This is a genomic window from Candidatus Omnitrophota bacterium (genome assembly GCA_028716165.1).
In the GTDB taxonomy this organism is placed as follows: domain Bacteria; phylum Omnitrophota; class Gorgyraeia; order JABMRG01; family JABMRG01; genus JAQUQI01.
Map to the genome: position 1 here is coordinate 1 of JAQUQI010000005.1, position 13,040 is coordinate 13,040.

5 protein-coding genes are annotated in these 13,040 nt (G+C 42.4%); all 5 read left to right on the plus strand.

Annotated elements, in window-relative coordinates; translation table 11 throughout:
* The first annotated feature begins 216 nt into the window (after nt 1–216).
* The 5 genes from PHV77_03775 to PHV77_03795 all read left to right on the plus strand — a co-directional run bounded on the left by PHV77_03775 (nt 217) and on the right by PHV77_03795 (nt 12,780).
* Nucleotides 217–1,440, plus strand: a complete 1,224-nt coding sequence (locus tag PHV77_03775) for an ROK family protein (protein MDD5504416.1) — start codon at nt 217–219, stop codon at nt 1,438–1,440.
* 243 nt (nt 1,441–1,683) lie between these two features.
* The gene (locus PHV77_03780; protein ID MDD5504417.1) at nt 1,684–4,299 is read left to right on the plus strand and encodes a TolC family protein; all 2,616 of its coding nucleotides are present in this window, start codon (nt 1,684–1,686) and stop codon (nt 4,297–4,299) included.
* Between the two features lie 101 nt (nt 4,300–4,400).
* Nucleotides 4,401–5,819, plus strand: coding sequence for an efflux RND transporter periplasmic adaptor subunit (locus PHV77_03785; GenBank protein ID MDD5504418.1), 1,419 nt, complete (start codon nt 4,401–4,403; stop codon nt 5,817–5,819).
* Nucleotides 5,820–5,930: 111 nt separating this feature from the next.
* Nucleotides 5,931–9,605, plus strand: a complete 3,675-nt coding sequence (locus PHV77_03790) for an efflux RND transporter permease subunit (GenBank protein ID MDD5504419.1) — start codon at nt 5,931–5,933, stop codon at nt 9,603–9,605.
* 73 nt (nt 9,606–9,678) lie between these two features.
* Nucleotides 9,679–12,780, plus strand: a complete 3,102-nt coding sequence (locus tag PHV77_03795) for an efflux RND transporter permease subunit (protein ID MDD5504420.1) — start codon at nt 9,679–9,681, stop codon at nt 12,778–12,780.
* Nucleotides 12,781–13,040: the final 260 nt, after the last annotated feature.

The following is a 13,040-nucleotide window of genomic DNA, read 5'->3' on the forward strand; positions in this document are numbered from 1 at the left end:
CACTCTTTAAACTTATGGATCTTTGGTATCATAAAGCACCTTAACATAACAATACCAGAGGATATGTCTAAAGACTCAATTCAATCTGAACTTAAATACGAAAGTGCACAATTATCTTGACACTACTGATACTAAATATGCCTTGACTATTAAATAAATTTTTGTTATACTTTTTAAAAAGAGTTTTTAAACTATGAGATATAAAGGAGGCAAGGCATGACGGTTAGGCAGACATTATTCAGGGATCAGGTTCTTTCAGACAGGGAAAGGAAGAATCTTGCCATACTTGATGTGATAAGAAAAAGCGGGCCTGTAACCAGAACAGAGATATCAAAGGTAACAAAGCTCAATATTGTTACGGTTTCTAATTATGTGAATAGTTATGTTGATAAAAACCTTGTTGTAGAGAAAGGTTTTGACGTGTCTTCAGGCGGCAGGAAACCCACTTTGGTTGAGCTTAATGCCAAAATGGGTAATGTTATCGGTGTTGATATAGGCCCGGTCAATATGGTAGCAGTTATTACGGACCTTGCCAACGGCGTTATCGGCAAGGTAAAGAGGCCCAGGCCCAGGGGCCCTATGAATGAAGTAATAACAAGTTCTATTGAAATAATTTATGAAATTATGGAGAAAACAAAGATTGATAAAAACAAGGTAAAGGGAGTTGGTTTAGGCATATCAGGTGTAATAGATGCTTTAGCAGGCACTGTAAGGGATACAGATTCGTTAAGGGGCCGGACAACAGGCAGTTACGCCTCTGTAAAGGCCCTTGTGCAGAAAGAGTTTAGCATACCGACATTTGTTGGTAATGACGCTACCGTGGCTGCTTTCGGAGAAAAAAGGCTTGGTTTGGAACAAGAGATAGATGATATGCTTTATGTCTATTCCGATGTAGGATGCGGTATTATCATCAAAGGTGAAATATATTGTGGCGCGGGAGGAAGCGCCGGCGAGATACAGTTAATGGTTGATAATCCCGGATCTCCTTTACAAGGCAAAGACCTGTCTTATTTAAGGCCTTGGGGCGTTGACTTAGGCATAACCCAGGCCGCTAAGTCCATACTTTTAAAGGAGCGGCCCGATTCAAAAATGCTTGAAATTGCCGGCGGAGATATTGAAAATATAACACCCGAAATCGTAATAGAGGCGGCAAAGGCTAAAGATAAAATAGCTATTGAGATAATAGAAAATGCCGGTTTAAACTTAGGTGTGCGCATAGCATATCTTATTAATCTGTTTAATCCCGAAGTTGTGGTTATAGGCGGCGGCATAGAGCAGGCAGGAGAGATATTACTTGGCCCCGTAAGGACGGCTGTAAGGAGCCTTGCTTTTGAAGAGCCGGCAAATACAGTAAAAATCGTGCCGTCAAGGCTTGGTGACAGCGCGGTTGCTCTTGGCGCGGCGGCGCTTGTAATGAGAGAAATATTCGCCCAGATTTGATATTTACAGGTATAGGAAACCGGAGGTTTGCCTGAATTTGGTTTTTTAAAATATATGTGTTTTTGATAAATATTTTTTCCTTTTTAGCCGTATGTATTGACATTAACCGTATCATATGTTAAATTTAACTCATATGATACGGTTTTTGTTAATTATATTAATGTAAAGGGAATTGGAATGAAGCGGTGGGTGGTTTACTTTGTATTTCATTTAGTATTTATTTTTGTAATATATAATAATGTAATGGCCGACGCATCTGATGCCGCCTCACCATACGTATTATCAGACCTTCAATATGAAACCGATGATAATTTTTCACGTATTGTCTTTTCCGCGAATAATGGGATCGGTTTTACTCACTACGAATTACAAGAACCCTATAGGATTGTCGTAGACCTTTTGGGGGTGTCTTTTTGTGAATTACAGGAACATGTTGAATATGATCAGGGTCTTGTCAGGTCAATAGACATAGTAGAAACGCCTTACGCGCAGAAGCCGCAGGGCCTTGATGAATATTTTTACGCGGTGGATTATATTATTATTACCCCGCGTGAAAAACTTCCATATTCCGTGGATTCCTTTGACCATGGCAAGGTTATAGCCGTGGATATTGGAGCAGGTTTGCCTGCCGGTGCAGACATTGCGGTACCGTTAACACAACAAGAGGATGCCCGCATTATAACAGAAAATATGCCGTCAGAAAAAGCCCCGGGTTATGCGCAATTTTTGCCTAAAAGCCCCTTGCCTGTTTCGGCAGATTACGGACAGGAGCCGGAGGTAACCGGTAATTTGCTTGATGTTATCAATGTTGAAGATGCTGACGGTTCTATCCTGATTATTTTGTCAACAATGAATACTGCCTTATTTGAGGTGCAGAAAGTATCCGGGCCTGATTACAGTATAATGGTCACGCCAAAGGCTCCTGTTTTTACGAAGATAGAGGGTTTGCTAAAATTTAATTCAGGCCCCATACGGTCAATCAGGATCATAAAAGATAATTCTATTCCCCTGCCGGAATCGCTTGATAAAAGTTATTATCCTATTAAATATATCGCGTTAAATGTTGACGACGGTTTAGTTCTTTCCGCTTATTCTAATGATGATGATACGGTCTTGATATTGGAGCTGTTCGCGCCGGTTGATGACACGGCGTTATATGAGGCCGGCAGTCAGAGTCAGAGGCCGCAGGATATGGCAGACAAACCGGAAGAGGTTGTTGTTGAACAGCGCCGCACGGAAGCGGATTTTACGCCTGCCGGAACATCCGAAATTGGTGCCGCAGGTAAAACCACGCAAGCACAGCCTGAAGCTGCTGTCCGGACTGAACAAGAACAATTAAAAGATCTCGCGCGCAAAGAATTTCTTACCATGTTCAGAGACGAAATTAGAGAGGAAAGCCTTATAAAACAAAAAAATATAGACGAGCTTAAAAAGGCGGAACTTGAAAGCAGAAAGCGGCAGGCCTATGAAAAGGCGCAGAGTATAGGAAAAGAGGTATTGAAAGAGCTTTTTGTTGACGGAAAAGGCACTCTTAGCCTTGGCCAGTCGCGCCTGATTGCTCTTGAAAACAATTCCCAGGCAAAGACAGCCAAGGAGGAGATAAAGCTTTCTTTGCTTAAAAAAAGAGATGCCTTCAGGGCGCTTTTCCCAAATGTTAAACTCCAGGCATCGCATACTGTAGGGGATGTCTATGGAGATCAGGGGTTTACTGAAGAAGTCTATGGGGTCGGGGCTGAACATCCTTTGTATCAGGGCGGCAGGCTTATGAACGCGTATAAGCAAAGCAAGGTTAATGTAGATCTCGCGCAGGCCAAATACAAAAAAATAGAACATGAAGTTAATTTTAAGGTTGCCGAGGCCTATCTTAATATAGTTTCCGCGATAATGAATCTTAGGCTCCAGCAGCAGCTTTTAAAAGACGCCGAACCCGTATTAAAGCTTGCCCAGAAAAGGCATGACGCCGGCTTAAGCACAGACCTTGAGATGCTTAATGTGCAGACCCGTTATAATCAGATACAATTTCAGATAGCGACTGCCGAAAGGGACCTGGCTCTTGGCAGGTTTAAGCTTCAGCAGGCCATGGGGCTTGATATGTCCGATAAGGCTGTAGATATAGGGGAAGTTGATCTTGAACTACCGTTTAAGGTCATAGATATAGATCTTTATGAATGTCTTGATATTTCAGCAAAGAACTATCCTGATATCCTTGTCAATAAACTTATAGTGGAATCCAATGAATATGGGGAGAAGATTACAAAAGGCAAAGAAGGTTTCAGGGTGGATCTTACCGGATTTTATGGCGCGGCTGATTCTTATTATAACACGGAATCAAAGAACCTTGAGCCTGACTGGAATATAGGAGTCAAGGTGAGCAAGCCGTTCTGGTTCGCGACGCCTTCATATTCCTTTACAAAAGAAAAAACCAGCAGAAAAGTCGGCCAAACGGACAGGACAGGGACAACCGCGAATGCGGGTGAGATATCCATACTTGATAAGGATTCATTGTCGTTAAAATCGGAAATAGAAGAGTCAAGAATATCTAAGCAGAAGTCGGAAAATGATCTTATTGAAACAAGACGGCAATCAGCCTTGTCTGTAAAAGAGGCCTATTATAGTTACCAGGAAGCTGTTTTGCAGGTAAAGAACGCGCTTGAGAAAGTCAATTTTCATGAAGAAGCCGTGAAAGCGGCAAGGGCCCAGGCCGAACTAAATGAAGCCATGCAATCGCAGCTTTTAGACTCTCTAATACAGCTTGCCGACGAAAAATCGGTGTATATTAAAGCGGTATCTGATTATAATCTGGCTGTTGTAAAATTGAATAATGCGATAGGTATCAGTGATTATTTTAAGGCGGAATAATGTTTTCCGCGGTTTTTTAGTTTTGTTTTAATATATCGGTAAAACGGTTATGGGTTTCTTCCCGGTATTTTAAAAAGTATGCAAAATAAGGAGTGCGAAAAATGGGTGTTTTCCGATTGAATTTTGGCAGAAAAAAATCTGCCGAAACCTCCAAGTCCGCAGCTCAAACCGTATCCCGCAAGGCTGTTAACAATACGCCTGAAGATGGCACGGTTCGGGACGGTGATAAACAGACAGAGTCTGCCATGTCCGGACGGATGAAAGACGTTATTAATAATGCCCCCAAAAAAGACAAGCCCGGCTATGCCCGGCATTTCCCAAGATTTCTTATATGGCTTCTTATCGCCATTGTTTTTATAGCCGCCATTTTTTTTATAACCGCGCGGGCGGGTAAATCAGGTTTATCCGTAGCAGGCCTGATTGATAAGGTCAGACAGATTTTACCGTTTTCTAAAAAAGCGCCTGAAGGGCTTCTTATTACACCGGAAGAAGAAGCTGTAGAGGAGCTTGTTACTGTCAGGACATACCGTGTTGTCCGGGGAGATTTTACGGACATGCTTTCAGGCATGGGCACAATTAGAGGCGACAGGGAAATTGAATTGAGGTTTGAATCAAGCGGTATAGTAGAGTCTATGAATTTTTTTGAAGGTGATATGGTCAGGAGAGGAGACATTGTAGCAACGCTTGCCCAAAAGGACGCCTTGTTAAAATTGGAGTATGCCAAGGAGAAGCTCAAGACCCAGGAACTGGCGGAGGAAGGTGTAAAGAAGAAGGTTGAAATTCATCAGCGTCTTTTTGATGACGGGATAATTATAAAGTCCAAGCTGGAAGAGATCCAGCTTGAGTATGAAACTGCCCACGCCCAGTCCCAGATGGCCAAAAAGGAGATAGAGTTTGCCCTCTCCGAGCTTGACAAGACGTATCGGTATTCTCCAATAGACGGCGTTATGGGAACCAGAGACATTGATATAGGAGAATACGTCACGCCCAGCATAAAAATAGGTTCATTATATGACACATCCGTTGTTATCGCGGAGATGGGTATTATTGAAAAGGATATCAACAGGATCGCGTTAGGCCAAAAGGCTAAGGTTGTGGTTGACACATACCCCGGCGTGGAATTTGAAGGTATTATTGAGAATATAGCTCCGATAGTTGAAGGCAAATCAAGAACATTGACAGCCAAGGTCCGAATCAAGAATACTAACCCTAAAGGCACATTGCTTCCGGGTATGTTTGCCAGAATTTGGGTATTTGTCTATGAAAAAAAGAACGCGATAAAACTGCCTTCCGCGTGCCTTTATGATCTTGATAACAATAATGAATTTGACTCCGTGTATGTTGTTTCTTCCGATAATATAGCCAAGGCTGTCCCTGTTTCAATAGGCTATGTGTCAACGGATTATGTTGAGATTGTGGACGGGCTCCGTGAAGGCGAACAGGTAGTGTCTGAATCCATGTCCGAACTTAGCGACAACGCGAAGGTGGATGTTATAGAGATACAAGAACCTATGCTTTGAGCTGACAGCCATCTTGAAATCAGGCTGTAATCCTGACAGGTGTTTTTTAAAGGCCCATGGCTGATTTCTTTGTATTGCTGCAGTGCGTTAAAAATATGGAAAGAACTATAAATGTCATTATCAAGTTTGTCAATGAAAAAGCCGGTAACAGTTATTATGGTTTTTCTGGGCGTAACCTTGTTCGGCCTTATATCGTGGACGAGATTACGGCAAGAGCTTTACCCTCCGATAGTTTACCCGCAGCTTAGCATTATTACATCTTACAAAGACGCCGCCCCTGAAGAGATGGAGATACTTGTGACCAAGCCTATTGAAGAGGCTGTCGGAACAGTAGGAGGCGTTCGCAAGATCAGCTCCATATCAAAAGAAGAGACCTCACTTGTAATAGCGGAATTTAACTGGGGCACGAACATGAGTTTTGCGGCGCTGGGTGTTCGTGAAAAAATAGATCTTATCAAAGAAAGCCTGCCGCGCGGTTCGGAAGACCCTGTCGTAATGAAATTCAATCCTTTTGAAATGCCCCTCATGGTTTTAAATATTACCTCGGAAACCATAAGCCCCGCCGAACTTCGCCGAATAACGGATAAGATTATTAAAAATGAGATTGAGAAGGCGGACGGTGTTGCTGCCGCCAATATAACGGGCGGAAGGATCCCGGAGATTATTATTGAAATTGACCAGGATAAGCTGATGTCAAAAGGGCTTGCCCTGAATAAGGTGGTTGAATTTATAGCCAAGTCAAACTTGAATTATCCGGCAGGGACCATTGAAGAAAGTTTTTATGAATACCTTGTCAGGACTATCGGCGAATTCAAGATGGTTGACGATATTTCCGGGCTTGTAATAGACGTTGACGATAGAAAACGGGAAAGCGAATTTATCGGGTTTGACGCCGGCGCGCGGCAGGCGGAAGACGATAAGCCGGTTTACCGCACACACCTGGTCACCCTCAAAGACATAGCGTCGGTAAAAGAAGTGCTTAAGGAAAAGACGTCAGTTTCAAGATTTAATAATCGCGATAATGTGTCGCTGTCAATACAAAAACAGGCGGACGCGAATACACTCCAGGTCGCGAATAGTATCAAGGAAATATTAAAAAAGATCAAAGACATCATTCCCGAAGGTATTAATATCAGTATGGTTGCCGACCAGTCTCTTGCTGTCAGCAGTAATATAAAAGGTGTCGCGGATGCCGCTTTCCAGGGAGGGTTTCTCGCGTTTTTGGTATTATTGTTTTTTTTGCGCAACATAAAAAGCGCGCTGATAGTGGCTCTCAATATACCTGTTTCTATAATGGTGGTATTCGCTCTCATGTTTCTATGCGGGATAACGATTAATATGATATCTCTTGGCGGCCTGGCGCTTGGAGTGGGTATGCTTGTTGATAACGGCATAGTAGTGATTGAAAATATTTACAGGCATAGGCAGGAAGAGAAAAAAGACATAATAGAGGCAAGCGCTTTTGGGGCATCAGAGGTAAGCGGGGCTATAGCGGGGTCAACATTAACTACCATAGCGGTTTTCCTGCCGATGGTATTTGTGATAGGCGTTGCCGGCCAGATATGCAAAGACTTGGCTTTTACGGTCACCTTCTCATTGTTAGGCTCTATTGCTACCGCTCTTGCGCTTATGCCTGTTTTATGTTCCACAGTTAAGGATATCCCTGTTGTTGATTCTGAAGACGACTCTGATCTTAATCATACTTTTATGACTCCGTTCCAGTCGGGGTTAAAAAAAGCGCTTTGTTTTTTTATAAAAAGAAAGGCTTTTTGCCTTGCGGCCCTTTTGATTGTTTTTTTGTTCTGCTGTATGCTTTTGCCTTTTCTGGATACCGAACTTCTTCCCAAGGTTGATCAGGGCCAGTTTACGATAAAACTCAACTTACCCCCGGGAACCAGGCTGGACCATACCGATACAGTGGCGCGAAAGATAGAGTCATATTTATTTGCCGTGCCGGAAATAGACAGCGTGACAACAAATATAGGCTCTACGAAAGAAAAGAAAGGGACAGCTCTTTTAGAGACCATGGGGCCTCATCAGGCGCAGATTATCGTTAACCTTAAACCAAAAGCGGGTTTTGGAAAGTCGGGCCCTCAATACCGCTTGGATGGCACATCGGTTGTTTTGAGCAAGCTTAAAGACCAGATAGGCCCTAAAGAATTGTCAGGGGCCTCAATTGAATATATATTGCAGGAATCCGTGTTTCAATCAGCGTTTCAAACAGAGGCCCCTATCGTAATTGAGATAAGAGGCAAAGAACTTGGCACAATGCGCAATATTACCGCTATTGTTGAAGAAGAGATTAAAAAAATTTCCGGTATATATAGCGTAAGAAACACTCTTGTCGCCCCGGCACCGGAAATAAAGGTGAATGTTTTTAAGGATAAAGCGGCAACATACAATCTTACTGCCAGTGATATCGCGCTTACGGCTCAAACGGCAATAAAGGGGCATGTAGCGACAAAATTAAAGAGAGAAGGCGAAGAGATAGACATCAGGGTCCGGCTCAAGCCCTCTGACAGGGACAATATGGAAAAGATAAGGCGTTTGCAGTTTCATACTCCATTGGGCGTTGATGTCCCGCTTTCGGAATTAGCTTACCTAAGTATGGGCAAAGGCCCGAGTGAAATAAAACGTCAGGACCAGGAAAGGACTATTATCGTAAGCGCTTCAATATTTAAGAATTCGTTTAAGAATGTGGCGCAGGCTGTTTCAGAGGCCATTTCAAGGGTGCAAATGCCTTCAACAGCTTATTCGGCCAAGCTTGCCGGCGAAAGCGAACAGATAAAAGAATCGTTCAGGAGCCTGCGAATGGCCCTTGTCTTATCTGTCTTGCTCGTATATATGATTATGGCTTCGCAATTTGAATCTTTTTGGCAGCCGTTTGTCATATTATTTACCATACCGCTTTCAATTATCGGTATTATCTTGATGCTTCTTTTTACCAGGACACCTTTAAGTATTATGGTTATTTTAGGCGTGATTATTTGCGGCGGTATTGTCGTAAATAACGGTATCGTGCTTATTGATTATGTTAATATATTGCGAGAGCGCGGAATGAGCGCTTATGATGCTGTTATGGTTTCAAGCAGAAGGCGCCTAAGGCCAATACTGATGACGGCATTGACCACTGTTTTGGGCCTGTTTCCGCTCGCGTTTGCTTTAAATCACGGTTCTGAATTACAGCAACCTATGGCAATAGCTATTATCGGTGGATTGATTGCTTCAACATTTCTTTCGCTTGTTGTTGTTCCGGTTATATATCTTGGTTTTAACGATATTATTACGTCTATTAAAGCTTTTTCTCCGCGGTTAAAAAATGACGACAAGCTCAAGTTTGCGCCTTTGGCAGACGCGGGCGAGCAAGGTCATGACGCTGTTAAAGCTCAAAAACCTCCGCTTGCGCCTGTGATTGAACTTTCATATGATAAATCAGGCTCCGGAGGCGGCATAGCACCCGCGGCAAACGATTTCTCGGCCACGGATGAAAAAAAGGGCCGCATACCCGCGGGAGGGGATACCCCGCCGCTTTTTCCTTTAAAAACTGAAGAAGGCCTTACAGCCTCTCAAGATAACCGTGATATCTGGCAGGGAGGTTTCAATGAAAGGCAGAAGGCTCTTATCGCCTATCTAAAGGAAAACGGCCGCATTTCAAGGAAAGAATATTCAGAAAAATTTAATATATCTATTCCGACCGCTGCCAGGGACCTGAAACATCTTTTAAAGTCAGGCGTTATTGTTTTTAAGGGGCCTGCTGCCATCGGAAGATATTACACGTTAAAATAAGATTATCCATAATAAATCGGCGGCCGAAAAAATATTCAATTTTTTGCGGCCGCGATACAGCCGGCACAAAACCATGGGTCTACCAAATTTTTCAGTTAAAAAACCTATAACGGTATTTATGATCTTTTCATGCGTAATGCTTATGGGCATTATTTCTTTATTGCGCCTTCCCGTTGAGCTTTTACCTAATTATAGTTTCGGCGATATCTCAATATTCGTCAATATACGCGGCGGGATTCCGCCTGAAGAAGTTGAACAGCTTGTTACAAAGCCTACCGAAGACGCCATTAGCTCCGTTTCTTACCTGCGCGGCCTTACATCCATATCCGAAGAAGGGCGTTCTCATGTGGTGATGCGTTTTGAGCCCGGTATAGACATGGATTATGCCCTGCTTGAAGTCAGAGAAAAATTTTCAAGAATAAGATCTAAACTGCCCGCGCAAATTGAAAAACCTGTAATAGCAAAATTTGAACAACAGGACAGGCCTGTTATGATCATAGCGGCCACGGGGCCCGGTTATTCGCCCGAGGCACTGCGAAAAATAATGGACGGTATTGTAAAAGACAGAATATTAAGAGTTGATGGAGTTGCTAATGTGGATATTGCCGGCGGGCGGGAACGGAAGATTCTTGTTGAATTGGATCAGAGAAAATTACAGGCTTATAATATATCCATAGGCCAGGTTATCAGTGTTTTGAATTCAAATAACATAGATTTGTTGTTAGGGGCCTATGATAAAAACAGGCAGAAACATCTTATAAGGATTGCAGGCGGTTTTAAGGCAATATCTGATATAGAAAATATAGGTGTTATATCCACAAAGAGCAGGTCTATTATTAAAGTTAAAGATATAGCTGAAGTAAAAGATTCGTATCTTGAAGCGCAGAGTTATGCCAGGGTCAATATTTTACCCGTTGTTTCGCTGTATATTCAAAAAGAAAGCGGAGCAAATACGGTTGAGGTCACTACCGCTATTGGAAAATCGTTGGAGGAATTAGAAAAAACAGGCGTATTAGACAAAAGAATCCGTCTTATAGAAACCTATAATCAGGCGGCAAGCATAAGGCAGGCCATCAACGGTGTTAAAAACGCCCTTTTTTTAGGGGCATTGTTCGCTATGCTTGTCTTGTGGTTGTTTTTAAGGGACGCGCGTTCTATGCTGATAATAGCCGTGTCAATACCGGTGTCTATTATTACCACTTTTATTTTTATGTATTTTTTAAAAGTTACCCTGAATATAATGACATTAAGCGGGCTTGCTATCGGGGTGGGCATGCTTGTGGATAATTCCATCGTTGTGCTTGAAAATATCCACAGTATGGCAAAAAGAGGTTTATCGCAATTCAAGGCTGTTATAAAAGGGACCCAGGAGATGGCCCTTGCTATATTATCAGGCACGATTACCACCATCGTAGTATTTCTGCCTATTATGTTTATAAGCAAAGATATCAGGATACTCTATATGGGTTTGGCTCTTACCGTGACGCTTTCTCTTGTAGCGTCTCTAATTGTCGCTCTTTCTCTTGTTCCGATGCTTTCCGTGTATCTGCCCGGCATGGATTGGAGCGGGATTTTTAAACACAGAAACCTTTCTTCACAGAAAATCCGGCCTATGGTAAGAAATAGAAAAACTTTTGTGGATATGGTCAAACAATTTTATAAACGTTTGTTGATAAAGAGCCTGCGCTGGAGATACTTTATGGTGTTAGTGGCGGCGGTTTTATTCTGCGCGGCGCTATGCCTGCTTGTGTTTGGTATTGAAAAAGAATTTATCGGGACTGCCGATCAACAGGATTTTACAATCTATGTAGAATTACCCACAGGCGCCAAGCTTAACGTCTCTGACAGTGCGGTTGCGGCGATAGAAAAAATCTTAGAAACCGTCCCGGAGATCAAACAGTTTTCTTCCAGGATAGAGAAATGGTCGTCCAAAATATATGTTAAGCTTACCCCTTTGGGGCAGAGGACACGGTCAACCAACGAGGTGGTAGATGACCTTAGGACGAGGGTTGAGGATGTGGAAAGGAGATACCGTGAGGCGTTTATATATTTTGAAGAAACAGAACAGACGGAGACAAACGAAATCGTAGTTGATATATTTGGTTATGATTATAATACGCTTAATGAGGTCGCCTCTTCAATGCTTACAAGAATGCAGGCGATACCCGGTCTTATGGATCTTAAAATGAGATGGAGAAAAGGCAGGCCCGAATGGAGCCTGAAAGTCAACCGCGCCAAGGCGTCTATATATGGTCTTACGGTTAACGATATCGCTGATTCTATTCATGCCCAGATGAGAGGCTTGCGGGCGACCCTGTATCATGCCGATGCCAAAGAGGTAGAGGTAATAGCCAGATTACAGGAAAAAGACAGGCGTAGCCTTGACCAGTTAAGAAAACTTAGCTTGATTACGCCTGACGGGAATAATGTTTATCTTGAACAGGTTGTGGATTTTGAGCCCGGGATAGGCCCTAGCAAAATATGGCGCAAAAATAAAAACCGCATGATACAGATAAGCGCTAATCGCGGCAAGTATACTTTCGGCACAGCGGCTGATAAGATACAGCAGGCGCTTAAAGGTTTAAAATTTCCTAATGATTATTATTACAGCCTTGGCGAAAATTATTGGAGGATGATAAGAAACCAGAAGGAATTTATGGCGGTCTGGCCGCCAGGTATATTATGGATAGTAATAATATTAATATATTTAGTGCTTGCGGGGCTTTTTGAGTCCTATGCCCAGCCTTTTATTATAATGATTACGGTTCCATTGGCTGCTATAGGTGTGGCCGCCGCTTTATGGGCTACTAAGCAGGCCATGAATATCAGCGTTCTCATGGGAGCTATTATGCTCGGGGGCATTGTAGTTAATAATGCCATCATATTAATTGATTATACTAATAGGTTAGTAAAATCGGGTTTTAGGGCCAAGAGGGCTGTTGTTAAGGCCAGTATAGACAGGTTAAGGCCTATAATGATGACGACATGCACCACTCTTTTGGGGCTTCTCCCAATGGCTATTGATAAAACAGAACAGGCAAGCTTGTGGTGCCCTCTGGCTATAACAGTCATAGGGGGGCTTATTAGCTCTACCATATTGACTCTATTTATTGTTCCCGGGATGTTTATTATATTCCAGGATATATGGCGCCGGTTTTGTAACAGCATTGCGTAGAAAGGATTTTTTATTAATATCTTAAAAAAATGCGCGCATTTTATTTTTTTACTTGACAAAATATTGACTTATGCTATACTTACTATATAAATTAAAAAAGTTTTAAAATATATGAAATAAAGTATGAAAAATACCAACCGCATTTATAGCTTATTACTCTTGACATTTTATCCAAATAGCAATACGGATATTAACAGCAGACATTCGTTTTCTTAACGGGAGTTGATATTTGAAATTTCTCTAAAGCAGGAGGCCCATTC

What these genes read in the sequence shown, in the direction of transcription:
- PHV77_03775 (MDD5504416.1), top strand. Translation starts at nt 217, where the DNA reads ATGACGGTTAGGCAGACATTATTCAGGGATCAGGTTCTTTCAGACAGG.
- PHV77_03780 (MDD5504417.1), top strand. Translation starts at nt 1,684, where the DNA reads ATGGCCGACGCATCTGATGCCGCCTCACCATACGTATTATCAGACCTT.
- PHV77_03785 (MDD5504418.1), top strand. Translation starts at nt 4,401, where the DNA reads ATGGGTGTTTTCCGATTGAATTTTGGCAGAAAAAAATCTGCCGAAACC.
- PHV77_03790 (MDD5504419.1), top strand. Translation starts at nt 5,931, where the DNA reads ATGTCATTATCAAGTTTGTCAATGAAAAAGCCGGTAACAGTTATTATG.
- PHV77_03795 (MDD5504420.1), top strand. Translation starts at nt 9,679, where the DNA reads ATGGGTCTACCAAATTTTTCAGTTAAAAAACCTATAACGGTATTTATG.